The sequence below is a fragment of the Amycolatopsis sp. NPDC006125 genome (assembly GCF_040614195.1).
In the GTDB taxonomy this organism is placed as follows: domain Bacteria; phylum Actinomycetota; class Actinomycetes; order Mycobacteriales; family Pseudonocardiaceae; genus Amycolatopsis_E; species Amycolatopsis_E tucumanensis.
This window is the reverse complement of record NZ_JBEXTZ010000078.1, coordinates 1-24674: the sequence shown is the minus strand read 5'-3', so window position 1 is coordinate 24674 and position 24674 is coordinate 1. Positions and strand designations below refer to the sequence as shown.

The window sequence follows — 24674 nt, the reverse complement described above, 5'->3', positions numbered from 1 at the left end:
GGAGTGACATGACGACAACGACGAACGCGCCCGCTGGGCGCAAGCACTGGATCGAGCACTGGGAGCCCGAGAACGAGTCGTTCTGGGAGTCCACCGGCAAGAAGATCGCCAACCGCAACCTGTGGTTCTCGATCTTCTCCGAGCACATCGGCTTCTCCATCTGGACACTGTGGTCGGTCATGGTCCTGTTCATGGGGCCGCAGTACGGGTTCTCGGCCGCCGACAAGTTCCTGCTGACCTCCACGCCGACGCTGGTCGGTGCGATCGCGCGGCTGCCCTACAGCTGGGCGGTGGCGAAGTTCGGCGGTCGCAACTGGACGATCGTCAGCGCGATGCTGCTGCTGATCCCGAGCGTCGGCGCGGCGATCGTGATGGAGCCCGGCACCCCGCTGTGGGGCTTCCTGATCGTGGCGGCGCTGGGCGGTGTCGGCGGCGGCAACTTCGCGTCGTCGATGACCAACATCAACGCGTTCTTCCCGGAGAAGGCCAAGGGCATGGCGCTCGGCCTGAACGCGGGCGGCGGCAACCTGGGCGTCGCCGTGATCCAGCTGCTCGGCCTGCTGATCATCGCCACGGCGGGCACCGGCGCGCCGCGGATCATCCTCTTCATCTACATCCCGCTGATCGTCGTCGCGGCGCTGTGCTCGGCGTTGTTCATGGACAACATCGCGTCCGTCAAGAACGACAAGAAGGCGATGCGCGAGATCATCGGCGACGCCCACACCTGGGTGATGTCGTTCCTCTACATCGGCACCTTCGGCTCGTTCATCGGCTACAGCTTCGCCTTCGGCCTGGTGCTGCAGAACCAGTTCGGCCGCACCCCGCTGCAGGCCGCCGCGGTCACCTTCCTCGGCCCGCTGCTCGGCTCGTTCTCGCGACCGGCCGGTGGCTGGCTGGCGGACAAGCTCGGCGGCTCGCGGGTCACGTTCACCACGTTCGTCGGCATGGCGGTGATGACCGTCATCCTGATCATCGCGTCGAACACGCAGTCGCTGGCGTTGTTCACCACCGCGTTCATCGTGTTGTTCGTGCTGACCGGGGTCGGCAACGGCTCCACCTACAAGAGCATCCCGGCCATCTTCCGCACCAAGGCCAAGGCGGCGATCGCGGCCGGCGCGGACGAGGCGGCCGAGCTGCTCAAGGCCCGCAAGCGCTCCGGCGCACTCATCGGCCTGGCCGGCGCGGTCGGCGCGCTCGGCGGTCTGTTCATCAACCTGGCGTTCCGGCAGTCCTTCCTGGACACCAAGAGCGGCGTGCCGGCGTTCGTCGGGTTCCTCGTCTTCTACGGGATCTGCTTCGTCCTCACCTGGGCGGTGTACCTCCGCAAGTCGGACGCACCGGTGAGCGAGCGCGGGCTGGCTCTGGCCGGCGCCCGGGTCTGAAGCAAGAGAAAGCAGGAGGTTTCGGTAATGCGCACACTCGTCGTCGTCGGGAACGGCATGGTGAGCCATCGACTGGTGGAGGCACTGCGGGCCGAGGACACCGAGGGCGCCTGGCGGGTGGTCGTGCTCGCCGAGGAGCCGCGCCCGGCCTACGACCGGGTGGCCCTGACCTCCTACGTGGATGGCTGGGACGTCCAGGCGCTCACCCTGTCCGGTTCGGACTACGCGGGTGACGACCTCGTCGAGCTGCGGCTGGGCGACCCGGTCACCGCGATCGACCGCGCGGCCAGGAAGGTCACCACGGCGTCCGGCCACGTGCAGGCCTACGACGCGCTCGTGCTGGCCACCGGCTCGCGGCCGTTCGTGCCGCCGGTGCCGGGCCACGACCTGCCGGGCTGCTTCGTCTACCGCACGATCGAGGACCTGGACGCGATCCGCGCCGCGGTCGAACACGCGAAGGCGACCAAGCGCGGCCGCGCCGCGGCGATGGTCGTCGGCGGCGGCCTGCTCGGGCTGGAGGCGGCGAAGGCCCTGCGCGACATGGGCCTGTCGCCGCACGTGGTCGAGATGGCGCCGCGGCTCATGCCGATCCAGGTCGACGACGGCGGTGGCCGGCTGTTGCGCAAGCTGGTCACCGACCTCGACCTGACCGTCCACACCGGAACGTCGGCGGAGAAGATCGAGCAGGACGGCGACCGGCTGTTCACCAAGCTCACCAACGGCACCGAGCTGGACCTGGACCTGGTGGTGTTCTCCGCCGGTGTCCGCCCGCGCGACGACCTGGCCCGCTCGTCCGGGCTGGAGGTCGGCGAGCGCGGCGGCATCATCACGGATCTGGCCTGCCGCACCAGTGATCCGGACATCTGGGCGGTCGGCGAGTGCGCCGCGGTCGAGGGCCGCTGCTACGGCCTGGTCGCGCCGGGCTACACGATGGCCGAGATCGTCGCCGCGCAGCTGCTCGGCAAGACCGGCGAGTTCCCGGGCGCGGACCTGTCCACCAAGCTCAAGCTGATGGGCGTGGACGTCGCCAGCTTCGGCGACGCGCACGCCACCACGGAGAACTCGGTCGAGGTCGTGCTCTCCGACGCCGTCGGCGGTTACTACAAGAAGCTCGTGGTGTCCGAAGAGGACAGCGACGGCAAGCGGCTGCTGCTGGGCGGTGTGCTGGTCGGCGACGCGAGCGCCTACAACCTGCTCCGCCCGCTGGTCGGCAGCCCGCTGCCGGCTGACCCGGCCGCGATGCTGGCTCCCGAGGGCGGTTCCAGCGCCGTGGGTGTGGACGCGCTGCCGGACGAGGCGCAGATCTGCTCGTGCAACGCGGTCAGCAAGGGCGCCATCACCAGCGCCATCCACGACGAGGGCTGCGACAGCGTCGCGAAGATCAAGGGCTGCACCAAGGCGGGCACGACGTGTGGTTCGTGCGTGCCGATGCTGGCCAAGCTGCTGGACGCCTGCGGGGTCGAGCAGTCCAAGGCGCTGTGCGAGCACTTCGCCTACTCGCGCCAGGAGCTGTTCCAGATCCTCAGCGCCACCCGCATCACCACGTTCGGCGAGCTGATCGCCAAGCACGGCACCGGCGCCGGCTGCGAGATCTGCAAGCCGGCCGTGGCCTCGATCCTCGCCACGCTGGACACGACCGACCGCGACGGCGGGCACGTCCTGGCCGGCGAGCAGGCCACGCTGCAGGACACCAACGACCACTTCCTGGCGAACATGCAGCGCAACGGCACCTACTCGGTGGTGCCGCGGATCCCCGGCGGCGAGATCACCCCGGCGAAGCTCAAGGTCATCGCCGAGGTCGCCGAGGAGTTCGGGCTCTACACCAAGATCACCGGCGGGCAGCGGATCGACCTGTTCGGCGCGACCGTGGACCAGCTGCCGCACATCTGGAGGCGGCTGGTGGACGCGGGCATGGAGTCCGGCCACGCGTACGGCAAGTCGCTGCGCACGGTGAAGTCGTGCGTCGGATCGACGTGGTGCCGCTACGGCGTGCAGGACAGCGTCGGACTGGCCGTCGAGCTGGAGCTGCGCTACCGCGGCCTGCGGTCGCCGCACAAGCTCAAGGCCGGTGTCTCCGGGTGCGCCCGCGAGTGCGCGGAGGCCCGCGGCAAGGACTTCGGCGTGATCGCCACCGAGAAGGGCTGGAACCTCTACGTCGGCGGCAACGGCGGGGCCCTGCCGCGCCACGCCGAGCTGCTGGCGTCCGACCTGGACAAGGACACGCTGATCACCTACATCGACCGGTTCCTGATGTTCTACGTCCGCACCGCCGACCGCCTGCAGCGCACCGCGCCGTGGGTCGAGGAGATGGACGGCGGGCTGGACCACCTGCGTGCGGTGATCGTCGACGACAAGCTCGGCATCTGCGAGGAGCTGGACGCCGCGATGGCCAAGCACGTGGAGAACTACGCCGACGAGTGGCGCGGCGTGCTGGAGGACCCGGAGAAGCTGGCCCGGTTCACGTCGTTCGTCAACGCGCCGGGCACGCCCGACCCGACCATCTCGTTCCGCGCGGAGCGAGAGCAGAAAGTCCCCGTCCTGCTGGGTGTCCCGGAGGTGGTTTCGCGATGACCGCGGTGGAGGAGAAGCGCGCCACGGAGGTGGTCGAGATCTGCCGGTTCGACCGGTTGATCCCCGGTCGCGGAGTGGCCGCGCTGCTGCCGGACGGGCGGCAGGTGGCGATCTTCCGCACCATGACCGACGACGTCTACGCCCTGTCCAATGTGGACCCGTTCACCAAGGCGGCCGTGCTGTCGCGGGGGATCATCGGCGACGTCAAGGGTGTGCCGCACGTCGCATCGCCCATGCTGAAACACCGTTTCGAGCTGGCCACGGGCTACTCTCTGGAGGACGAAACGGTGGCTGTGCGGACGTATCCCGTGCGGGTGATCGAGGGCGTGGTGTACATCCAACCATGATCGATTCCTCCGGAATCCTCCCGCTCGCCGGTTTCGCGGTGGGCATCACGGCCGCGCGCCGCGCGGACGAGCTCGGCGCGCTGCTGGTGCGCAAGGGCGCGACCGTGCGGTACGGGCCGGCGATCCGGATCGTGCCGCTCGCCGACGACACCGAGCTGCACGCCGCGACCGTGCGAATGCTGGAGGAGCCGGTCGACGTGGTCGTGGCGACCACCGGCATCGGGTTCCGCGGGTGGGTCGAGGCGGCCGAGGGCTGGGGTCTCGGCGATGCGCTGGTCGACCAGCTCGGCAAGGCGTCGCTGCTGGCTCGCGGCCCGAAGGCGCGGGGTGCGATCCGCGCGGCCGGGTTGTCCGAGAGCTACTCGCCCGCTTCGGAAAGCAGCGCGGAGCTGCTCCAGCACCTGCTGGAGTCCGGTGTGGAGGGTCAGCGGATCGCGGTGCAGCTGCACGGCGAGCCGCTGCCGTACTTCGTGGAGTCGTTGCGGGAGGCCGGGGCCGAGGTCATCGAGGTGCCGGTGTACCGCTGGGTCGGGCCGTCCGACCCGGGGCCGCTGGACCGGCTGATCGACGCGGTGCTGGACGGCTCGGTGGACGCGTTGCCGTTCACCAGCGCGCCTGCCGCGGCGAGCACGCTGGCGATGGCCAAGCGCACCGGACGCCTCGCGGCGCTGGTCGACGCGTTGACGCACCGGGTGCTGGTCGCGTGCGTCGGGCCGATCACCGCGGCTCCGCTGGCCGCCGTCGGGATCCCCACGGTGCAGCCGGAGCGGGCGCGGATCGGCGCGCTGGCGCGGACGGTGGCGCAGGCGCTGGTCGAGCGGTCACCGAAGCTGTGCGCGGCCGGGCGGCTCATCGAGCTGCGCGGTCAGGCGGCCATTGTGGACGGTCAGCTGTGCGAGGTGGCGCCGGCGCCGATGGCGGTGCTGCGGGCGCTGGCCCGTGAGCCGGGCCGGGTGGTCTCCCGGCGGGAGCTGACATCCGCGTTGCCCAGCGGCGGTGAGGAACACGCGGTGGAGACCGCGATCGGGCGGCTGCGCACGTCGCTCGGCGAGGGGAAGCTCGTGCAGACCGTGGTGAAGCGCGGATACCGGTTGGCGGTGGAACGATGATCGTGCTGGCAGCGCATGGAACGCGGGACCCGCAGGGCGCGCGGGTGATCGAGGAACTGGCCGAGCGGGTGCGGGCCGAGACGCCGGTGCCGGTGCGGGTGGCCTACGCCGACGTGCGGCAGCCGGACGTGACCACGGTGCTCGACTCGGTGCGCGGGTACCAGGCGATCGTCGTGCCGGCGTTCCTGGCGGCCGGGTATCACGTGCGCACCGACATCCCGGCGCAGATCGCGGCGAGCGGGCACCGCAACGTCCTGCTGGCCGGCCCGTTCGGCCCGGCGCCGGAGCTGGTCGGCGTGATGCGCGACCGGCTGGAGTGGGCGGGCTACCGCGCGGGCGACGCGGTCGTGCTGGCCGCGGCGGGCTCCAGTGATCCGCGCGCGCTGGCCGAGGTGCGCGTCGCCGCGGATGCGCTCGGTGTCCTGCTGGGTGTGTCCGTGCAGGTGGGTTACGTCGCGACGGCGCGGCCCTCGGTCGCGGACGCGGTCGCCCGCGCGCGGGGCCGCGGACGCCGGGTGGCAGTGGCGTCGTGGCTGCTCGCGCCGGGGCTGTTCCAGCGGAAGGTGCTGGAGGCGGGCGCCGACGTGGTGGCGGACCCGCTCGGCGTGCACCCGGACGTGGTCGACCTGGTGCTGGCCAGGTACCAGCAGGCGCAGCGGCAGCTCGCGGTCGCCGCCTGACCCTTGTGATTCGCTGGTTGAAACAGTAATTTCTGTTTCTGTGATGCGTTACACGAACAGGGTCGTTCTGATCACCGGTGCCGGGCAGGGGCTCGGCAGGGCCATGGCGCACAGGTTCGCCGACGAGGGGGCGTCGCTCGCGTTGTGCGACGTCAACGAGGGTGCGCTGAAGGAAACGGCGGTCGACTGCATCGACGTGCGCACGTCGGTGGTCGACGTGTCCGATCCCGAGCAGGTCGACTCGTGGGTCGCGGAGGCGCTGTTCGAGTTCGGGCGCGTCGATGTGCTGGTCAACAACGCCGGCGTGATCCGCGACAACCGGCTGGAGCGGATGACCGACGACGAGTGGGACGCGGTGCTGAACGTCAGCCTGCGCGGCATGTTCAACTGCAGCCGCGCGGTGTTCCCGGTGATGAAGCGGCAGGGGTACGGGCGGGTGCTGTCGTTCTCGTCGATGTGCTGGCGCGGCAACTTCGGGCAGGCCAACTACGCCGCGGCGAAGGCCGGTGTAGTGGGGATGGCGCGCACGATCGCGCTCGAAGGAGCCCGCCACGGCGTGACGTCGAACGCGATCGCGCCCGGGCTCATCGCGACCCCGATGCTGGCGTCCATGGACGACAAGGCGCGGGCGAAGCTCGCCGCGCGGGTGCCCGCCGGGCACATCGGCGACCCGGCGGACATCGCGGAGGCCGCGGCGTACCTGTGCTCCGAGGCGGCCGGCTACGTGACGGGAGTCGTGCTCGACGTCGACGGCGGGATCAGCATCGGCAGCGCGTTGCGCTGAGCTCACAGGTGGTTCGTAGCGTTGGGCCAGGCAGCGGCCTGTCCGCGCCGTGGCCAATCCGCCGCGCTGCGCCTTGCCAATCCGCCGCGCCGCGCTCGGCCCGCTTACGCCGCGCGCGGCCCGCTCGCGCCGTGGCCAACCCTGGCCTTTCCGCGGCGTGTCAATCTGCCGCGTCGCGCGTGCCAATCCGGCGTGCGCGTGGCCTGCTCGCGCCGCGCCAGCCGTGACCTGTCCGCGCACTGGCCGACCCCGGCCTGTCCGCGCCTGCCCAATTCGCCGCGCTGCCCCGGCCAATCCGCCGCGCCGCGCTCGGCCAGCTTACGCCGCGCCCGGCCCGGCGCTCAGCCCCAGCTCACCCGCAGATCCGCGAACCCCCGCGCTCGCGCAACCCGTTCGGCCTCCTCTTCCGCCGCCTTCCGGGCGGCGGGCGGCAGCGGATCGAAGACGGTGATCGTGAAGTCCAGGCGCTTCCGGCCGCTGCCCTTCGTCCGCCACACGCCTGCCACCTCGCCGCCCGCGAGGAGCGCTCCGGGGTTGCCCAGGATCTTCCACACCTCCTTCTGCCGCGCCCGGTCCGGCACCAGCACCGCCCGGTCCCGCGACTGCAGGAACGGGTCCCACGGCGGCAGCAGCCGCACGAGGTCGGGCTCCGGCGGGTTCTCCAGGGCGGCCACATCACCCGACGGCAACCACACCTCGCGGCCCGCGAAGCGCACCGGCGTCAGGTCGTCCGGCCACATCCGCTTCGCGATCGCCGTCTTCGTGCCGACGAAATCGGCCGCTTCCTTGGGGGTCGCCGGGCCGTGCAGGTGCAGGTAGTCCCGGACGACGGCCGTCGCGGCCACGGGATCCGGCGTGGTGCGCATCCGCGGCCGGCCCGCCAGTGGCGCGAGCGTCGCGGGCTGCGCACCGGCCTCCAGGCGCACCCCGCCGTGGATCGCCGCCAGCCGCATGACCTGCTCCAGGATGTGGGTGGCCTGGCAGCCGCGGCACCAGTACGACAACCCGTCCGGGATGATCTTCGTGACGGCCTCGCTCACCGCGCCCTTGGTCATCACCCGCGTCACGACCTTGCGGATCGCCCGCGCCGCTGTGAACAACCCGTCCAGCGCGCCCATCCCGGCCGCCTCGACCTGCTTGCGCTGCCAGCCCATCCGCGCCATCGCGTCGTCCTCGTCGAGCGGCACCAGCGCGGCGGTGACCCGGCCGATCTCATCCGCGCGGTGGAAGTGCGGCGCGCCGCGGTGCGTCCACGCCAGCACGAACCGCGGGTCCTCCACAAAGGACTCCTCGGTGACCGGTCCGGGCAACCGCGCCGCGAGGGCGATCGCCGCGGTGTCCCGCTGTGTGCTCTGCAGGCCGAGGTCGAAGACGGCCAGCCCGGCCGGGTCCGCGACGTCGCGGTGCAGCCCCTGCGCCGCGATCCGGTGGGCGAGCACCTGCTCGCGATCGACCTCGATCATCACAGCCGGTGGTCGAAGGTGTAGTTCACGGTCTCGCTCGCCCCTCCGATCGTGCCCGTCCCGGTCAGCCCGGTCAGCTCACCGGTGCCCGAGCCTTCGACGACGGTGAACGTGCCCCGGATGCCGTCCGCACCGTAGGCCACGTCGTGCCGGATCACGAAGCTGCCCTTCCGGCCGTCCACGCTGCCCTCGATCCGCTCGAACCCAGGCGCCGTCTGCGGGCTGCCGGTGTAGCCCTCTCCCGGGTAGTACAGCAGGTAGTCGCAAGCCGATTCGCCCTCGATCAGCCCGGAGTAGGTGAACGTGGCGTGCGCGTGGGCGTACCGGGGCCCGTCCTCGGGGCCGCTCACGACCTTCTCGTCCCAGGTCCGCATGGTGAAAGTGTTGGTCATGGGCCCTAGTCTGACGCCCTTGCCTGACACCTTCTGTCAGGTTTTTCGGCGATACTGGAGCCATGCGCGCGAGCAGGTTGCTGTCGGTGCTGCTGCTCCTGCAGAACCGGGGCCGGATGACCGCCGAGGAGCTGGCGGAGGAGCTCGAAGTGTCGGTGCGGACGGTTTACCGGGACATCGAGTCGCTGTCCGCCGCCGGCGTGCCGGTCTACGCCGAACGCGGCCGGTCCGGCGGCTACCGGCTGCTCGACGGCTACCGCACCCGCCTGACCGGGCTGACCGGGGAGGAGGCGCAGTCGCTCCCGCTGGCCGGGCTGCCGGACGCCGCCGCCGAGCTGGGCCTTGGCACCGTGCTGACCGCCGCGCAGCTCAAGCTGTACGCCGCGCTGCCGGACGAGCTGCGCGGCCGCGCGGGCAAGGTCGCCGAGCGGTTCGTGCTCGACGTGCCCGGCTGGTTCCGCGGCATCGAGAGCCTGCCGCACCTGGCCGAGGTGGCCCAGGCGGTGTGGGACTCGCGCCGTGTTTCGGTCCGGTACCGGCGGTGGGACAACAGCGAGACGAACCGGCTGCTGGAGCCGCTGGGCCTGATCCTCAAGGCCGGGAACTGGTACCTTGCTGCCCACTGCGACGGTGCGATCCGGACCTACCGGGTGTCGCGGATCCTCTCGCTCGAACCCGGCGCCGCGTTCGAGCGCCCTGCCGGGTTCGACCTCGCCGCCTACTGGCGGGAGTGGTCGGAGCAGTTCGAGCGGCGGATGTACCCGCGGGTCGCCGTCGTCCGGCTTTCCCCGCTGGGCCGCGAACTCGTACCGTTCTACCTGGGAGCGGTGGGCGCTCGCGCGCTGCGGGAGTGCCGTGCGGTTCCGGACGAAGACGGGTGGTTGCGCGTGGAGTTACCGGTGGAACCCGGCGCCCCGGCGCTCGGGGAGCTGTTGCGGTTCGGGCCCGAGCTGCAGGTGCTCGAGCCCGCGGACCTGCGTGACCGGGTGGCGGCCGCGGTGGGCCGGATGGGTGCGTTCTATGGGTGACCTGAGCGGAGTCACGATCGGGGTGACCGCCGAGCGGCGGGCCGAGGAGTTCATCGGCGCGCTGGAACGCAACGGCGCCACGGTGCGGCACGCGCCGTTGATCCACATCGTGCCGCTGCCCGACGACGCCCGGCTGCGTGCCGCGACCGAGGAGGTCCTCGCCGAGCCGCTGGACGTCCTCGCGGTCACCACCGGCGCCGGATTCCGCGGCTGGATCGAGGCCGCCGAGGGGTGGGGACTGCGCGACGACCTGCTCGCGTCGCTGACCAGGGCGCGCGTGTTCGTCCGCGGCCCGAAGGGCAAGGGCGCGGTGCGGGGCGTCGGGCTCACCGAGGAGTGGGCCGCGCCCGAGGAGAGCAACCGGCAGCTGTTCGGGCACCTGCTGGAGGCCGGTGTCGCCGGCGCGCGGCTCGCGGTCCAGCTGCACGGCTCGCCGCTGCCCGAGCACACCGCGCCGCTGCGCGAGGCCGGCGCGCGGGTGATCGAGGTGCAGCCGTACCGGTGGGAGTGGCCCGCCGACCTGCACCCGGCGCACGAGCTGCTCGACGGCGTGCTCGACGGCCGGGTCGACGCGCTCGCGTTCACCAGCGCCCCGGCGAGCGCGAACATGCTGAACCTGGCCCGGGAGCGCGGCGCCTACGACGACTTGGTGCGCGCCCTGCGGGGCGACGTCGTGTGCGCCTGCGTCGGCCCGGTGACGGCCGCGCCGTTCACCGACGCCGGGGTGCCGACACTGCAACCGGAGCGGCAGCGGCTCGGTGCGCTGGTCAAGCTGCTGGTCGCGGAGCTGGGCACCTAGGGGGCCGACCTCCGGGCCGTTCCCGGTGATCATCCGGATGTGCCCGGCCGGGCCCGTTCGTAGGTTCGGTGCATGGTTGAACCAAGATCGCTAACCCGCCGTCTCGCGCTGCTCACCGCCGCCGCCTTCGCGCTCACCGTGGTCCCGGCGTCGGCCGAGACGGCACTCGCCCTGCCGGAACCGTCCGGCCCGTTCGCCGTCGGCGTCACCGAGTTGCACCTGGCCGACCAGGCCCGCGACCGCGAGCTGATGGCGACCGTGCGGTACCCCGCCGTCCACGACCACGGCCCGCGAGCGCCCTTCCTGACACCCGGCGCCGCCGCCGTGATCGCCGAAGCCGACGCCGCCCGGCTCGGCATGGACCCGGCCCGGCTGGACTACGGCTTCGCCACCAACGCGCGTTCCGGCGCGCCCGTCGCCGCGGGGCGGCTGCCCGTCGTGCTCTACACGCCGGGCGCCGAGCAACCCCGCGCGCTGGCGACCACCCAGCTGGAGGAACTCGCGAGCCGGGGATACGTCACCGTCGCGTTCGACCACCCCGGCGAGACGTCCGTGGTGGAGTTCCCGGACGGCCGCCTGGTGCACGGCTCCCTGCCACCGCAGAGCGTCGAGGTCGGCCGCCGGATGATCGCCACCCGCGTCGCGGACGCCCGGTTCGTCCTCGACCAGCTCGAAGTCCTCGCGCGGGGCGGCAACCCGGACGTCGCGCGGCGTGCGTTGCCCGCCCGGCTGGGCCGCTCGCTCGACCTGACCCGGATCGGCATGTTCGGGCATTCGGCAGGCGGGTTCACCACGGCCGAGACGATGCTGGCCGACCCCCGGATCGACGCGGGCGCCAACCTGGACGGCAGCATGGCCTACTCGCAGCGCGACCGGATCTTCGGGCAGGCCGTCGAGCAGGGCCTGGACCAGCCGTTCCTGCTGATGAGCGCCGGTGACCACAGCGCAGCCACGGACGGGTCCTGGCAGGAGTTCCTGAGCAACCAGCGCGGTTCCGTCGAGCAGCGGCACCTGGCACGCGGGGAGCACTTCAGCTACACCGACTACCAGTTCCTGCTGCCCCGGCTCGGCGTCGACCCGGCGGTCACCGCGCCCTGGATCGGCGACGTGGACGCCGCCCACAGCCTGGACTTCCAGCGGACGGGCCTCGTCGAGTTCTTCGACCAGCGGCTCTACGGCTGCCAGCGGTAGGTCTTGAGGTTCACCTTCTGACCGTCCGCCAGCACGCCTTCGGCCCGGAGCAGCTCCAGCTGCCGGTGCACGAGGTGCGGCGCGGGCGTGCCGTTGGCGCGCAGGATCCGGTGCCACGGCAGGTCCGCGCCGTCTTCGGACAGGATCCGGCCGATCATCCGGGGTGACGGGGCGCCGGCGATCGCCGCGATGTCACCGTACGTGGCGACCTTCCCCGGCGGCACGGTCGCGACCACCTCGCGCACCCGCTCGTGCAGCTCCTCGTCCACGTGACCAAACTACCGCCAAGGTGTGCCGGTCCCCGGTTCTGTCGGGCGGTCGTGATTCCATGCCAGACGTGAGCGGAGAGGGGACCCGGTCCCGGGCGGGCGCGCGGCTGGTTCGGCTGCCCGTCCCCGAGCCGCGCCCGGAGCGCTGGGACGCCGACGCGCGGGCGGTGCTGGCGGCGCCCCACGGGTTCGTCCGCGTCCTCGGTGGACCGGGCACCGGCAAGACCACCTTGATCACGAGCGCGGCGGCGGCCCGCATCTCCGGCGGCGCCGATCCGGAGAGCCTGCTGGTGCTCACCGCGTCCCGCCGCGCCGCCAACGCCCTGCGTGCCGAGATCACCCGCCGCGTCACCGCGGGTGACGGCGTGCCCCGCACGATCCGCGAGCCGATCGTGCGCACCGTCCACTCGTACGCGTTCTCCCTGCTTCGCCTGCAGGCCGGGCTGCAGGACGTGCCGGCGCCGCGGCTGCTGTCCAGTCCGGAGCAGGACGTGGTGGTCCGTGACCTGCTGGCAGGCGACCTCGCCGAGGGCGCACCGGACTGGCCCGAGCAACTGCGGCCCGCCCTGGCCGTGCCGGGGTTCGCCGAGGAGCTGCGCGACCTGCTGCTGCGGGCCGCCGAGCGCGGTCTGGGCCCGGAGGACCTGGTCAAGCTGGGTCGGCGCAAGGACCGTCCGGAGTGGGTCGCGGCCGGGGTGTTCTGGCGGCAGTACGAGGAGGTCACCGTCCTGCAGGGTGCGGGAGGCAACGCGCTCGGCGCGCCCGGTTCGCCCGCGCTGGACGCCGCCGAGCTGGTCGCCAGCGCGCTCGTCGAGCTGGAGGGCGACCCCGACCTGCTGGCACGCGAGCAGGCGCGCATCCGGCACGTGTTCGTCGACGACGCCCAGCACCTGGACCACCTGCAGTTCCGCCTGCTGCGGCTGCTCGGCACGGCGGCCGAGGACTTCGTCGTGACCGGCGACCCGGACCAGGCGATCTTCTCCTTCCGCGGCGCTGATCCGGGCCTGCTCACGCGGGCCGACGCCGACGGCGGCCGGACGGTGACCCTGACCAGGACCCACCGGCTGAGTCTCGCCGTGCACGAGGCGGTGACGAAGCTCGGTGCGACCCTGCCGGGCGCGCAGCGGCACCGCGCGATCGAGGTCGACCCGTCGTCCGAGGAGGGCGAGGTCAAGGTCCGGCTGCTGCCGACCCCGTCCGCCGAGGCGAGCTGGGTCGCCGACCAGCTGCGCCGCGCGCACCTCATCGACGGCGTGCCGTGGTCGGAGATGGCCGTGCTGGTGCGTTCGCCGGGACGGTCGTTCCCCGTGCTGCAGCGGGCGTTGCGCGCCGCGGGCGTGCCGATCGCGTCAGCGGCCGACGAGCTGCCGCTGGCCCGCCAGCCCGCGGTCCGGCCGCTGCTCGCCGTCCTGCGCGTCGCCGGTGATCCGGAGCTGCTCGACGTCGACACCGCAGAGATGCTGCTGGCGTCCCCGCTCGGCGGCGCCGACCCGCTGGCGCTGCGCCGGATGCGGCGCGGTCTGCGGCGGCTGGAGCTGGCAGGCGGCGGCGAGCGGTCGAGCGACGAGCTGCTCGTGGAAGTGTTGCGGGACAACGACAAGCTCGGCGGGCTGGCTGAGGCCGAGGCGGCGCCGATCCGCCGGGTCGGCGGGCTGATCGCGGTCGCGCGCGAGGCGATCGCCAGGGGCGCCGGTGTCGAGCAGGTCCTGTGGGACGTGTGGCGGGAGAGCGGCCTGCAGAAGCGGTGGGTGCGGCTGTCCGGGCGCGGCGGGACACTGGGCGCGCAGGCCGACCGCGACCTGGACGCGGTGGTGGCGCTGTTCCACGCCGCGGGCAACTACGTCGACCGGTTGCCGAAGGCGAGCGTGGCGGCGTTCGCGGACTACCTGTCGTCGCAGAACATCGCGGGCGACAGCCTCGCCCCGGTGGCGATGCGCGGCGAGGGCGTGTCGATGCTGACCGCGCACGGCGCGGCCGGTCGCGAGTGGACGGTCGTCGCGGTGGCGAACGTGCAGGAGGGCAGCTGGCCGGACCTGCGGCTGCGTGGGTCGCTGCTCGGCGTCGAGCGGCTGGTGGACCTGCTGTCCGGGCTGGAGGAGGAGACGGTGTCCGCGACGGCGCCGATCCTCGCCGAGGAGCGGCGGCTGTTCTACCTGGCGCTCGGCCGCGCGAAGCGGACGCTGCTGGTGAGCGCGGTGATCGGGGAGGACGAGCAGCCGTCGCGGTTCGTCGACGACCTGGAGGCCAACAGCGCGGACGAGTCCGGGCTGGACTCGCGGGTCAAGCCGCCGGGCCGGTCGCTGGTGCTGGCCGAGCTGGTCGGCGACCTGCGGCGCGCGGTGTGCGACCCGGAGGTGCCGCCGGACCGGCGGGCGCGGGCGGCGCGGCAGCTGGCGCGGCTGGCGCGGGCCGGGGTTCCCGGCGCGCACCCGGATTCCTGGTACGGCCTGGTGGAGACGTCGACGGACACCCCGCTCTACGGCGAAGGCGACGTGATCCGGATCTCGCCGTCCACTGTGGACACGCTGAAGAAGTGCCCGTTGCGGTGGCTGATCGAACGGCACGGTGGCTCCGACCCGGCCCAGCTGGCGGCGATCACCGGGACGCTGGTGCACGAGCTGGCGCAGGCCGCCGCGGACGGCATGGACGACGAGGGGCTGCGCCGCGCGCTGGACGACGCGTGGGCGAAGGTCGACGCCGGCGCGCCGTGGTTCTCGCGGCGGGAGCGCAACCGGGTCGAGCAGATGGTGCGCAACTTCCTGGCGTGGCTGCACAATTCGCGGCACGAGCTGCAGCAGATGGGGATCGAGCAGGACATCGAGGTGGAGCTGCCGGTCGGCGGTGACGGTCTGCTGGTCAAGCTGCGCGGCCGGGTGGACCGCCTGGAGCACGACGCCGAGGGCCGGCCGGTGATCGTCGACCTGAAGACGGGGAAGACCGCGGTGAGCGCCGCGGACGCCGAGCTGAACCCGCAGCTGGCGGCGTACCAGCTGTCGGTGCTGCTGGGCGCGTTCGGCGGCGGGAAGCGCCCGGGCGGTGCCAAGCTGGTGTACCTGGCGAAGGCGCACAACAAGACCGGCGCGACGGTGCGGGAGCAGCCCCCGCTGGACGACGAGAGCGGCCGCGAGTGGCTGGAGCTGGTGCGCAAGGTCGCGGCGTCGGCGACGGGCCCGGAGTACGACGCGACGGAAAACCCGGACTGCGACCGCTGCCCGGCGAAGGGATCGTGCCCGCTGCGCCCGGAGGGCAGGCAGGTGACGGGCCCATGAGGAGAATCGCCGGCGCCCACCGACCCGGGAGCCGACCCATGACCGAACCCGCCGCCCGGGCCGGCCGGGCCGAGCCTGCCGGTCGGGCCGAGCTTGCTGGTCGGGGCGAGTTTGCCGCCCCGGGCGAGCTTGCTGGCCGGGGCGAGCCCGCTGGCCGGGCCGAGTTGGCTGGCCGGGCTGAGCTCGCTGGCCGGGCTGAGCTCGCCGACTGGGCTGAGCCTGCCGGCCGGGCTGAGCTTGCCGGCCGGGGCGAACTTGGTGGCCGGGCTGAGCTTGCCGCCCGGGCCGGCCGGGCCGAGCCTGCCGCCCGAGTCGAGCCCGCCGCCCGGGCCGAGCCCGCCAACCGAGTCGAGCCCGCCAACCGAGTCGAGCCCGCCAACCGAGTCGAGCCCGCCAACCGAGTCGAGCCCGCCAACCGAGCTGAACCCGCCACACGAGCTGAACCCGCCAACCCATGACCGAGATCGCCTCCCCAGCTGAAGTCGCCCACGCGCTCGGCCTCCACCCGCCCACCCCGGAGCAAGCGGCGGTCATCGCGGCGCCCATCGAGCCCGCGCTGGTCGTCGCGGGGGCTGGGGCCGGCAAGACCGAGACCATGGCCGCCCGCGTCGTCTGGCTGGTCGCCAACGGGTTCGTCACCCCGGAGCGCGTCCTGGGCCTCACGTTCACCCGCAAGGCCGCCCGCCAGCTCGCCGACCGCGTCCGCGCGCGCCTGCGCCGCCTCGCCGGCTCGGGCCTCCTCGACCGCCTCGACCCGGGCGGCGCGCGCCGGGCTGCGGTCGTCGCCGGGGAGCCCACCGTCCTCACCTACCACGCCTACGCCGGCCGCCTCCTCGCCGAGCACGGCCTCCGCCTGCCCGTCCAGCCCGGCGTCCGCCTCCTCTCCGAGACCAGCTCCTGGCAGCTCGCCCACCGCGTGGTCTCCACCTGGGACGAGGACCTGGACACCGACCGCGTCCCGGCGTCGGTCACCGCGCAACTGCTCGCCCTCACCGGCGAACTCGGCGAACACCTGGTCACCGAAGAAAAACTCGCCGAGTACACGCGCTGGCTCTGCGACCTCATCGAACGGGCCCCGCGCGCCAAGGGGCAGCGCGCCGCCATGCCGAAGTCGCTCACCGACATCGTGGCCGCGCAGAAGTTCCGCCTCGCGCTCATCCCGCTGATCGAGGAGTACCAGCGCCGCAAGCGGGCCGAGGGCGCACTTGACTTCGCCGACCAGATGTCACTGGCCGCGACGCTCGCCGACAACCACCCGGCCGTCGCCGAGGGCGAACGTGCCCGCTACGGCGCCGTCCTCCTCGACGAGTACCAGGACACCGGCCACGCGCAACGCATCCTGCTGCGCGCCCTCTTCGGCGGCGTCGAGAACGAACCGCTGCCGGTCACCGCGGTCGGCGACCCCGCGCAGGCCATCTACGGCTGGCGCGGCGCCAGCGCGGCCAACCTGCCCCGCTTCACCACCGACTTCCCGCGCCCCGGCCTGGAACCCGCCCGCGAGTACGGCCTGCTCACCAGTTTCCGCAACCCGGCCGAAGTCCTGGTTCTCGCCAACGGCATCGCCGAACCACTGCGGCAGCGCGGCCTCGGCGTCGAACGGCTCCGCGCCCGCGACGGCGCGCCCCCCGCCGACATCGAAGTCGCCCTGCTGCCGGACATCCGGAGTGAACGCGAGTGGGTCGCCGACGCCCTGGCGCACAGGTGGTTCGCCCACCAGGCCGAGCACGGCGCCCCGCCCACCGCCGCCGTCCTCGTCCGCCGCCGCGCCGACATGGCCCCGATCGCCGCCGAGCTGCGGGCACGCGGACTGCCGGTCGAGGTCGTCGGACTCGGCGGGCTGCTCGACGAACCCGAGGTGGCCGACCTCGTCGCCACCCTGCGCGTCCTCGCCGACCCGCTGGCGGGCACCGCCGCCGCCCGCCTGCTCACCGGCGCCCGCTGGCGTCTGGCGGCCGCCGACCTGGCCGCGTTGTGGCGGCGCGCCAACGAAATCTCCGCGCCCCCGCCCACCGAAGAGTCCAAGGTGGACGATCTGTTCGCCGAACGCGCCGAGCAGACCGGGCTGATCGACGCCCTCGACGACCCGGGTGACCCCAAGCGCTACTCGCCGGAGGGCTACCGCCGGATCCGGGAACTGGGCCACGAACTCGCCGCGCTGCGCCGTCGGCTGGACCAGTCGCTGCCCGAACTGGTCGCCGACGTGGAGCGGACCATGCTGCTCGACGTCGAAGCGCAGGCCCGCCCCGGCAGCGCCCGGCGCGCGCACCTGGACGCGTTCGCGGACGTGGTCACCGACTTCGCGGAGACCTCGCCGACCGCCACGCTGATGTCCTTCGTGGACTACCTCGCCACCGCCGCGCACGCCGAGGACGGCCTCACCCCGGGCGAGGTCGAGGTGGTGCCGGACCGGGTGCAGGTGCTGACCGTCCACTCCGCGAAGGGCCTGGAGTGGGAGGTCGTCGCCGTGCCGCACCTGGCGCGCGAGGTCTTCCCGAACAAGCGCCGGTCCTCGTCGTGGCTGCGCACGGTCACCTCGCTGCCCGCGGCGCTGCGCGGTGACTCCGCGGACCTGCCGAAGCTGCGCGTGTCCGACGGCATGGACCGCAAGGAGGTCATCGAGGCCTTCGAGATCCACGAGCAGGACTTCGCCGAGCGCGAGGCCGACGAGGAACGCCGCCTCTGCTACGTGGCGCTGACCCGCTCCGAGCGCGCGCTCATCGTGTCCGGGCACTGGTGGAACGAGACCAGCACCCGCCCCAAGGGCCCGTCGGACTTCCTGCTGGAGGTCGGCGAACTGGCGAAGGAGGGCGTCGGCAAGGTCGCCGCCTGGGCCGAGGAACCGCCTGCGGACGAGGAGAATCCGCTGGTCAGCCAGGCCCGGTCGGCGCAGTGGCCGTCCGACCCGCTGACCGGCCGCCGCGACGCCGTGCACGAGGGCGCCGACCTGGTGCGCACCGCGCTGGCCGAGGGCGAGGTCGACGAAGAGGACGAGGACGACCCGGACGGCTGGATCGCCGACACCGACGTCCTGCTCGCCGAGTTCGCCCGGCGCAGCGGCACGGCCGAGCAGGTCGCGCTGCCCGACCACCTGTCGGTGAGCCAGCTCGTCGAGCTCGCCGCGGACCCCGCCGGGCTGGCCCGCCGCCTGCGCCGCCCGCTGCCGGTGCCTCCCAACACGTTCGCGCGTCGCGGCACCGCCTTCCACGGCTGGCTGGAGCGCCGCTTCGCCGGCGACCGCCTGTTCGACCTCGACGAGCTGCCCGGCGCCGCCGACCCCGACGAGGCCGGCGACGACGAACTCGAAGCGCTGCAGGAGGCCTTCGACCGCAGCGCGTGGGCGGCCCGCACCCCGCACGAGGTGGAGGTGCCGTTCTCCACCGAGGTCGACGGCGTGACCGTGCGCGGGCGGATGGACGCGGTGTTCGCCGACCCGGACGGCGGCTGGACGGTCGTGGACTGGAAGACCGGCGCCGTGCCCGAGGAGGGCCGGATGGCCTCGCTCGCCGTGCAGCTGGCGGCGTACCGTCTGGCTTGGGCGTCGCTGTCCGGAACGCCGTTGGAGAAGGTGCGGGCCGCCTTCCACTACGTGCGCGAAGACCACACGCTGCGCCCGGTGGACCTGCTCGACGCGGACGGTCTGCGTGATCTGCTCCGCAGCGTGCCACAGCCCTAGCGAGGCCTCACATGATCGCTTACGATCCGCGGGTGCGTGTCGCGGACGAACCGGACCACTCGCTCGTCGGCGTCGTCCGGATGCCGGAGCCGGCCCTCAGCCCGATCCGGTCGATCGGCAGACGGATCCTCGGTGCACTGCTGGCGCTGGTCGCCGCGGTGTTCATCGTCTACCTGGGGCGGGACGGCTACCGGGACGTCAACGAGGACGGCCTGTCGCTGCTCGACGCGTTCTACTACGCCACGGTGTCGCTGTCGACCACCGGCTACGGTGACATCACCCCGGTCACGAGCTCGGCACGGCTGATCAACGTGCTGGTGATCACGCCGCTGCGGGTGCTGTTCCTCATCGTCCTGGTCGGCACCACGCTCGAGGTGCTGACCGAGCGGTCGCGGCAGGCGTTCCGGATCCAGAAGTGGAGGACCAAGGTGCGGGACCACGTGGTGGTCGTCGGGTTCGGGACCAAGGGCCGGGCCGCGGTCAAGACCCTGCTCGGGGACGAGGCGATCGAGCCCAACAAGATCGTCGTGGTGGACACCGACCAGCAGGCGCTGGACGCGGCCGCCGCGCTCGGCCTGGTCACCGTGCACGGGTCGGCCACCCGGTCGGACGTGCTGCGGGTGGCGGCCGTGCAGCGGGCGCGCGCGGTCGTCGTCGCCGCGGACCGGGACGACTCGGCGGTGCTGGCCACGCTCACCGCGCGGGAGCTGGCCCCCAAGGCGCACATCGTGGTCTCGGTGCGGGAGGCGGAGAACGTCCACCTGCTCAAGCAGTCCGGGGCGAACCAGGTGGTGGTGTCGAGCGAGACCGCGGGACGGCTGCTCGGCATGGCGACGTCCACGCCGGTCGTCGTTGACATGTTCGAGGACCTGCTGACGCCCGAGTCGGGGCTGGCGATCGCCGAGCGCCCCGCGGAGAAGTCCGAGGAGGGCGGTTCGCCGCGGCACCTGCCGGACATCGTGCTCGGCGTGGTGCGCGACGGGGAGCTGTACCGGGTGGACGCGGCCGCAGTGGACGCCATCGAACCCGGAGACCGGTTGCTCTACGTGAAGAAAGTGACCCCGGCCGACCGGGTTGAGTGATAGATCTCGGCAGCCCGTCGGCGGCTGTGCTTCACCCGGCGCTTCTGGAAGCATGGGGATCGTGCTGCGCTGGAACACCCTCGCCGTCGCCGTGCTGGTCGGCATCGCCATCGTGACCGCCGTGTGGTGGGCGGGGCCGGGGATGCTGGGCACCGCGGCCGCCGCGCAGGGCACCGTCGCGCAGGCCACGGTCACCAAGGGCGCCGAGTGCTCCGAGCCGAACCCGCAGGAGGCGGTGGAGATCACGGTCGGCGGGCAGGTGCGCACGGGGACCCTGGACGCGTGCGGGCACGACCAGAACGACCGCGTCGACGTCACCGTGCCGGCCTCGGTGGGGGACGGGGACATCCAGGTGCACCTGGCCGACGTCGTCACCGGCCACGACGACCTGCGCCGCCCGATCGGGCTGGCGCTGCTGGCGCTCAGCTGCCTCGGCGGAGGCACGTACGCGTTCCTGGTCCACCGCGGCCCCCGGCGGGCAGCGACGGTCAGCTGATCCCGGGGGTGTCGGGCGAGGTGGCTTCGCGGGGGCTGAGTTCCGACCGGCTGCGCGGGGGCTGACTGCGGACCGGTCGCGCGGCCAAGCGTGTCAGCTCACCTCGGACGCCGGTGCGATGTCGAGCGCCGGCAGACCTCAGGGAGTTGGGCGGGAGTGCCAGAATCCGCGGGCGCGTGCAACAACGCGAACCGCCGCTTCCCAAGGCCCGGTCGACATCTCGTTTCGCGTCACCCTCCTCGGCCGCCGCGCTGGGCGACGCCTCTCGTCGAGGCGCCGTGCGGCGGAGCAGGCCCGAAGCGCGGTCGCCAGGCGCGTCAGCTCACCTCGGACGCCGGTGCGGCGAACGTGTTGCACTTCGCGATCCGGTTGAACTGCGCGCCCGTCCGCCACCACTGCGCGTAGTGCGCGTTGCTGCCGTGGTCGGAGCTGCCCGAGGTGTTGTCGCCGCGGGTGTCCTGGTCCCGCCAGGCCTTGGCGTACATGTCGCGCGTCACCGAGCCGCCCCGGTCGACCACGGCGCCTAGGAACATCCCGGAGAAGCACTGCGCCTGCAGCTCCTTGCGCCGCGACAGTTCCAGGCCCGCCGGGGTGTTCTGCCCGACGGCGTAGATCTGCTGCCACACCGCGTCCATGATCCCGGCGACCTCCTGCACGTGGTGGCCGTACTCGTGCGCGAACAGCGCCAGGTAAACCCCTGGGTTGTCGCCGTACTGGTCGGTCTGCAGCCCGCGGAACGGCACGTACAGGTTGTCGTCGCAGTAGTAGGCCGCCGTCGCCACGCTCACCGCGATCGTGCCGCACGCGGTGGTGAAGTGGGTGCCGGTCGGGAAGTGCAGGTTCGGCGGCGTGAACGGCAGGTTGTACCGCTCCAGGAACTGGCCCCACGCCTCGTTGAGGCACTGGTCGGCGGCGGTGAAGAAGGCTTCGGCCGAGGCCTGGTCGCTGTGCCACTCGGGCAGCTCGCAGGCGAAGTTCTGCAGGCCGTCGTCCGGGTTGCGCAGGATCGGGTGGTTCGCCAGCTCCAGGATCTTCTCGCCGTCCACCGAGCCGGTCGCCGCGCCCGCCGCGTTGCCGCCGCTCACCGCGGTGGTCGTCGGCGCCGCCACGGTCGGCGACGACGGGTCCGTGCCGTTGCCGACCGCGATGAACACCACCAGCCCGGCCAGCAGCACCGCGACCGCGCTCAGCACGAACGCGGTGACCGGTCGCGAGGAACGACGCTGTGCCCGGTGCCGCGGCGCGGAGGAGGGCGGCGGCAACGGTTCCCGTGGGCGCTGCGGCGGAGGCGTCATCGGGCGCCAGCATAGTCAGCGCGCGTGCCGCGCGAGTGAGATCACGACTCGGCGGCGGCCGCGTGCCACCCGTGGCCGGTGCCGGACCGCTCTGCGAGAGTGGGCGGCGAAGCGACCCGCAGCGAGTTGGAGAACACCCGATGAGCGACACCGGAGGCTGGACCGGCCCCGATCCCAAGGACCGGCCCGAAGACCCGACGCCTCCCGCCGGCAACCCGATGCCGCCCGCGCCGCCCCCGCCGGGCGCGCCCTACCAGCAGCAGGGCTGGGGACCGCGCCCCGGCTACGGCAAGCCCGGTGTGATCCCGCTGCGCCCGCTGACGGTCGGCGAGATCCTGGACGGCGCCATCACGACCATGCGCCGCCACCCGGCGCTGGTGTTCGGCTCGTCGGCGGTCGTCGCGGTGATCGGCGCGGTGCTGCAGCTGCTGGCCAGCCGCTACCTGCTGCCGGACGTCCAGACGCTGCAGAACCTCGGCCCGGCCGCCACCGACCAGCAGATCCAGGACGCCGCACTGGACGTGCTCGGCGACACGGCGCTGATCACCGGCGTCGCGGTGATCATCACCGTGCTCACCCAGACCTTCCTGTCCGGTTTCCTGACCGTGGTCATCGGCAAGGCGGTGCTGGGCAAGCCGGTGACCTTCGCGGAGGCGATGGCCGAGGCGAAACCCCGGTTCCTGCCGCTGCTCGGCGCCACGATCGTCTACGTCCTGCTGGTCGCCGCCGGTTCGGTGCTGTGCCTGATCCCGGGCATCTGGCTCTACACGCTGTTCGGCCTCACCACGCCCGCGCTCGTGCTGGAGCGCGCGAAGGTCGGGCAGGCGCTGTCCCGGTCCCGGCAGCTGGTGTCCGGCTCGTGGTGGCGGTGCTTCGGCATCCTGCTGCTGGCCGGCGTGATCGCGACCGTGCTGCAGTACCTCGTGGACATCCCGTTCAGCCTCGGCGCCGGCGGCACCGACGTGCTCACCGGTGAGGCCGTCCCGGCCGGCTGGGGCGCCCTGCTGCTCGTCGCGGTCGGACAGGTGATCGCCCAGACGATCGTGCAGCCGTTCGTCGCGAACACCACCGCCCTGCTCTACATCGACCAGCGCATGCGCAAGGAGGGCATGGACCTCCAGCTGGCGCGGGCGGCGGGCACCGCTTGATCCGGCTCGCCGACGTCCCGGTCGTCGTCGACGCGGACGACGCGCGCCGCGCCGCCGAGGCCGAGCTGTCCGACCCCGCCTACGCCCTGGCGCAGCCGAGCTGGTTCGACCGGGCGATCGGGTGGCTCGCCGAACGCATATCCGACCTGTTCACCAGCGCGTCGGGTCTGGTGCCCGGCGGCGGCTTCGGCGTGCTCGTGCTGATCGCGGTGCTGGTGCTGGTGATCGTGGTGGTGCGGCTGCGGGTCGGGCCGCTCGCCCGGTCCGCGCGACGGCCCGCCGTGGTCTTCGCGGGCCGGTCGCGCACCGCGCAGGACTACCGCGACGCGGCCGAGCGGGCCTTCGCGGCGGGCGAGCTGGACGCGGCGGTCCGCGACCGGTTCCGCGCCGTGGTCCGGACGCTGGAGGAGCGCGGCGTGCTCGACGAACGGGCCGGGCGCACCGCGGACGAGGCGGCCCGCGAGGCGGCCGGTCCACTGCCGTCCGCCCGCGACGCGCTGCGGAAGGGCGCGGAGCTGTTCGACGCCGTGCACTACGGCGGCCGCCCGGCCACCGCCGAGGGCTACCGGCGCCTGGCCGAGCTCGACGAGCTGGTCCGCCGGACCCGTCCCGAGGTGCCGGCGTGACCAGCGTGTCCCCCGACTCCCGCCGGATCTGGCGGGCGGCTCGCGCGCCCCTGGTGATCGCGGTGATCGTGCTCATCGGCGCGGTGATCGTGCTGCTGAGCTCGGCAGGCGAGCAGCGCGGGTCGCTCGACCCGGACTCGGCCGCCCCCGGCGGCTCGCGCGCGCTGGCGCGGCTGCTCGAACGGGAGGGTGTGCGGATCGTCCCCGCGCGGACCTACGCCGAGGCCGAAGCGGCGCTGCAGGGCGACGCCACCCTGCTCGTGACCGCCCCCGGCCGCGTCGAACCGGGCCGGCTCGCCGCGCTGCGGTCCCGCGCCACGGACGCGGTGCTGGTCGGCCCCGACGATCCGGTGCTCGACATCCTGGCGCCCGGCGTGGTCGTCAGCGGTGAGGTCGAGCCCGCCGCGCGCGAGCCGGGGTGCACGGTGGCCGGCGCGGTCGCCGCGGGCAACGCGGTGCTGGGCGGTTTCACCTACGAGGCGCACGGCCGGGCGCGCGGCTGCTACGACGGCACGCTGCTGCAGCTGCCCGGCGACCGCGGCACCACCACGGTCCTGGGTGGCGGCGTGCCGATGACCAACGACCGGCTCGACGAGGCCGGCGACGCGGCGCTGACCATGCGCCTGCTCGGCCGACACGCGACGCTGGTCTGGTACGTGCCGACGCCGGGGGACGCGGGCGCCGGGATCGTGGCGCGGTCGTTCACCGACCTCATTCCGCGCCCGTGGCTGTTCGGCGCGGTCCAGCTCGGCGTGGCCGCGGTGCTGTTCGCGCTGTGGCGGGCCCGGCGGCTCGGGCCGGTCGTGGCGGAACGGCTGCCGGTCGTCGTCCGCGCCGCCGAAACCACCGAGGGCCGCGCCCGGCTCTACCGCCGCGCCGGTGCGGCCGGCCACGCCGCGGCTACGCTGCGGCAGGCGGCGATCGACCGCGTGCGCCCGCTGCTCCGCCACCGCGCGGGCCCGGAACCCCCGGCACATCCGGAGAGCACACCTCTCAACTCCAGTCACAACCTACAGCAACTCGTAAACCATCTTCTGCTAGAATACGACGAACGCGGCAGTGTGGTGGTG

General features: G+C 73.1%; 20 protein-coding genes. 16 read left to right on the top strand and 4 right to left on the bottom strand.

The annotated features are described in order from the left end of the window. Positions 1-8 precede the first annotated feature (8 nt). The 6 genes from ABZ193_RS31415 to fabG are packed head-to-tail and all read left to right on the top strand — an operon-like array spanning position 9 to position 6873. Positions 9-1382, top strand: coding sequence for a nitrate/nitrite transporter (locus tag ABZ193_RS31415; protein ID WP_237337688.1), 1374 nt, complete (start codon positions 9-11; stop codon positions 1380-1382). A 27-nt stretch (positions 1383-1409) separates the two neighbouring features. After that, a complete protein-coding gene (nirB, locus tag ABZ193_RS31410) occupies positions 1410-3953 on the top strand; it encodes a nitrite reductase large subunit NirB (protein ID WP_354712487.1) in 2544 nt (847 codons plus the stop codon). Beyond that, the gene (gene nirD, locus ABZ193_RS31405; RefSeq protein ID WP_237337686.1) at positions 3950-4300 is read left to right on the top strand and encodes a nitrite reductase small subunit NirD; all 351 of its coding nucleotides are present in this window, start codon (positions 3950-3952) and stop codon (positions 4298-4300) included. Before nirB ends, nirD begins: the two co-directional genes overlap by 4 nt. After that, positions 4297-5409, top strand: coding sequence for a uroporphyrinogen-III synthase (locus tag ABZ193_RS31400; RefSeq protein ID WP_020419773.1), 1113 nt, complete (start codon positions 4297-4299; stop codon positions 5407-5409). Before nirD ends, ABZ193_RS31400 begins: the two co-directional genes overlap by 4 nt. After that, the gene (locus ABZ193_RS31395; protein ID WP_237337685.1) at positions 5406-6089 is read left to right on the top strand and encodes a sirohydrochlorin chelatase; all 684 of its coding nucleotides are present in this window, start codon (positions 5406-5408) and stop codon (positions 6087-6089) included. Before ABZ193_RS31400 ends, ABZ193_RS31395 begins: the two co-directional genes overlap by 4 nt. A 43-nt stretch (positions 6090-6132) precedes the next feature. After that, a complete protein-coding gene (gene fabG, locus ABZ193_RS31390; RefSeq protein WP_237337684.1) occupies positions 6133-6873 on the top strand; it encodes a 3-oxoacyl-ACP reductase FabG in 741 nt (246 codons plus the stop codon). Positions 6874-7214: 341 nt separating this feature from the next. On the opposite strand, the gene ABZ193_RS31385 is transcribed toward fabG, so the two are convergent. Together ABZ193_RS31385 and ABZ193_RS31380 are read right to left on the bottom strand one after the other, a co-directional pair. Continuing rightward, the gene (locus ABZ193_RS31385; protein ID WP_354712486.1) at positions 7215-8336 is read right to left on the bottom strand and encodes a crosslink repair DNA glycosylase YcaQ family protein; all 1122 of its coding nucleotides are present in this window, start codon (positions 8334-8336) and stop codon (positions 7215-7217) included. Next, the gene (locus ABZ193_RS31380; protein WP_354712485.1) at positions 8336-8728 is read right to left on the bottom strand and encodes a DUF3224 domain-containing protein; all 393 of its coding nucleotides are present in this window, start codon (positions 8726-8728) and stop codon (positions 8336-8338) included. The genes ABZ193_RS31385 and ABZ193_RS31380 overlap by 1 nt, the downstream gene beginning before the upstream one ends. A 62-nt stretch (positions 8729-8790) precedes the next feature. Here ABZ193_RS31380 and ABZ193_RS31375 point away from each other — a divergent pair, with 62 nt between their 5' ends. From ABZ193_RS31375 to ABZ193_RS31365, 3 genes are all read left to right on the top strand, one after another. Continuing rightward, the gene (locus ABZ193_RS31375; RefSeq protein ID WP_020419766.1) at positions 8791-9756 is read left to right on the top strand and encodes a WYL domain-containing protein; all 966 of its coding nucleotides are present in this window, start codon (positions 8791-8793) and stop codon (positions 9754-9756) included. Next, positions 9749-10555 (top strand): uroporphyrinogen-III synthase, encoded by an 807-nt coding sequence (locus ABZ193_RS31370; protein ID WP_020419765.1) that lies wholly within the window; start codon positions 9749-9751, stop codon positions 10553-10555. The genes ABZ193_RS31375 and ABZ193_RS31370 overlap by 8 nt, the downstream gene beginning before the upstream one ends. A gap of 72 nt (positions 10556-10627) precedes the next feature. Then, positions 10628-11746: a lipase gene (locus ABZ193_RS31365; RefSeq protein ID WP_237337681.1), complete on the top strand. Its 1119-nt coding sequence runs from the start codon at positions 10628-10630 to the stop codon at positions 11744-11746. Here the strand turns inward: ABZ193_RS31365 and ABZ193_RS31360 are convergent. Beyond that, positions 11728-12015, bottom strand: coding sequence for an MGMT family protein (locus ABZ193_RS31360; RefSeq protein ID WP_020419763.1), 288 nt, complete (start codon positions 12013-12015; stop codon positions 11728-11730). The genes ABZ193_RS31365 and ABZ193_RS31360 overlap by 19 nt on opposite strands. Positions 12016-12074: 59 nt before the next feature. Between ABZ193_RS31360 and ABZ193_RS31355 the strand changes: the two genes are divergently transcribed. The 4 genes from ABZ193_RS31355 (at position 12075) to ABZ193_RS31340 (ending at position 20535) form a co-directional block, all read left to right on the top strand. Beyond that, positions 12075-15284 carry an ATP-dependent DNA helicase gene (locus tag ABZ193_RS31355; RefSeq protein ID WP_354712484.1) on the top strand — a complete coding sequence of 1070 codons (3210 nt, stop codon included), beginning with the start codon at positions 12075-12077 and terminating at the stop codon, positions 15282-15284. Between the two features lie 454 nt (positions 15285-15738). Then, complete coding sequence (locus ABZ193_RS31350; RefSeq protein WP_354712483.1) at positions 15739-18957, top strand: UvrD-helicase domain-containing protein; 3219 nt, start codon at positions 15739-15741, stop codon at positions 18955-18957. Positions 18958-18968: 11 nt separating this feature from the next. Continuing rightward, positions 18969-20039, top strand: coding sequence for a potassium channel family protein (locus ABZ193_RS31345; RefSeq protein ID WP_354712482.1), 1071 nt, complete (start codon positions 18969-18971; stop codon positions 20037-20039). Between the two features lie 52 nt (positions 20040-20091). Further along, positions 20092-20535 carry a hypothetical protein gene (locus ABZ193_RS31340; protein WP_020419758.1) on the top strand — a complete coding sequence of 148 codons (444 nt, stop codon included), beginning with the start codon at positions 20092-20094 and terminating at the stop codon, positions 20533-20535. Positions 20536-20852: 317 nt separating this feature from the next. Here the strand turns inward: ABZ193_RS31340 and ABZ193_RS31335 are convergent, their stop codons facing one another. Then, a complete protein-coding gene (locus ABZ193_RS31335; protein ID WP_237337701.1) occupies positions 20853-21728 on the bottom strand; it encodes a neutral zinc metallopeptidase in 876 nt (291 codons plus the stop codon). 242 nt (positions 21729-21970) lie between these two features. On the opposite strand from ABZ193_RS31335, the gene ABZ193_RS31330 reads away from it, so the two are divergent. The 3 genes from ABZ193_RS31330 to ABZ193_RS31320 all read left to right on the top strand — a co-directional run. Continuing rightward, positions 21971-22978: a hypothetical protein gene (locus ABZ193_RS31330; RefSeq protein WP_020419756.1), complete on the top strand. Its 1008-nt coding sequence runs from the start codon at positions 21971-21973 to the stop codon at positions 22976-22978. Next, positions 22975-23604, top strand: a complete 630-nt coding sequence (locus ABZ193_RS31325) for a DUF4129 domain-containing protein (RefSeq protein WP_354712481.1) — start codon at positions 22975-22977, stop codon at positions 23602-23604. Before ABZ193_RS31330 ends, ABZ193_RS31325 begins: the two co-directional genes overlap by 4 nt. Then, positions 23601-24674 (top strand): DUF4350 domain-containing protein (locus tag ABZ193_RS31320; RefSeq protein WP_354712480.1); only part of this gene is annotated, 1074 nt, incomplete at its 3' end. The genes ABZ193_RS31325 and ABZ193_RS31320, both read left to right, overlap by 4 nt.

Excerpts from the sequence above, each read along its gene's own strand:
- ABZ193_RS31355 (WP_354712484.1), top strand. The coding sequence starts at position 12,075 with ATGCCAGACGTGAGCGGAGAGGGGACCCGGTCCCGGGCGGGCGCGCGG.
- ABZ193_RS31365 (WP_237337681.1), top strand. The coding sequence starts at position 10,628 with ATGGTTGAACCAAGATCGCTAACCCGCCGTCTCGCGCTGCTCACCGCC.
- ABZ193_RS31395 (WP_237337685.1), top strand. The coding sequence starts at position 5,406 with ATGATCGTGCTGGCAGCGCATGGAACGCGGGACCCGCAGGGCGCGCGG.
- ABZ193_RS31385 (WP_354712486.1), bottom strand. The coding sequence starts at position 8,336 with ATGATCGAGGTCGATCGCGAGCAGGTGCTCGCCCACCGGATCGCGGCG.
- nirD (WP_237337686.1), top strand. The coding sequence starts at position 3,950 with ATGACCGCGGTGGAGGAGAAGCGCGCCACGGAGGTGGTCGAGATCTGC.
- fabG (WP_237337684.1), top strand. The coding sequence starts at position 6,133 with ATGCGTTACACGAACAGGGTCGTTCTGATCACCGGTGCCGGGCAGGGG.
- ABZ193_RS31375 (WP_020419766.1), top strand. The coding sequence starts at position 8,791 with ATGCGCGCGAGCAGGTTGCTGTCGGTGCTGCTGCTCCTGCAGAACCGG.
- ABZ193_RS31330 (WP_020419756.1), top strand. The coding sequence starts at position 21,971 with ATGAGCGACACCGGAGGCTGGACCGGCCCCGATCCCAAGGACCGGCCC.
- ABZ193_RS31345 (WP_354712482.1), top strand. The coding sequence starts at position 18,969 with ATGATCGCTTACGATCCGCGGGTGCGTGTCGCGGACGAACCGGACCAC.
- ABZ193_RS31350 (WP_354712483.1), top strand. The coding sequence starts at position 15,739 with ATGACCGAGATCGCCTCCCCAGCTGAAGTCGCCCACGCGCTCGGCCTC.
- ABZ193_RS31370 (WP_020419765.1), top strand. The coding sequence starts at position 9,749 with ATGGGTGACCTGAGCGGAGTCACGATCGGGGTGACCGCCGAGCGGCGG.
- nirB (WP_354712487.1), top strand. The coding sequence starts at position 1,410 with ATGCGCACACTCGTCGTCGTCGGGAACGGCATGGTGAGCCATCGACTG.
- ABZ193_RS31340 (WP_020419758.1), top strand. The coding sequence starts at position 20,092 with ATGGGGATCGTGCTGCGCTGGAACACCCTCGCCGTCGCCGTGCTGGTC.
- ABZ193_RS31400 (WP_020419773.1), top strand. The coding sequence starts at position 4,297 with ATGATCGATTCCTCCGGAATCCTCCCGCTCGCCGGTTTCGCGGTGGGC.
- ABZ193_RS31415 (WP_237337688.1), top strand. The coding sequence starts at position 9 with ATGACGACAACGACGAACGCGCCCGCTGGGCGCAAGCACTGGATCGAG.
- ABZ193_RS31380 (WP_354712485.1), bottom strand. The coding sequence starts at position 8,728 with ATGACCAACACTTTCACCATGCGGACCTGGGACGAGAAGGTCGTGAGC.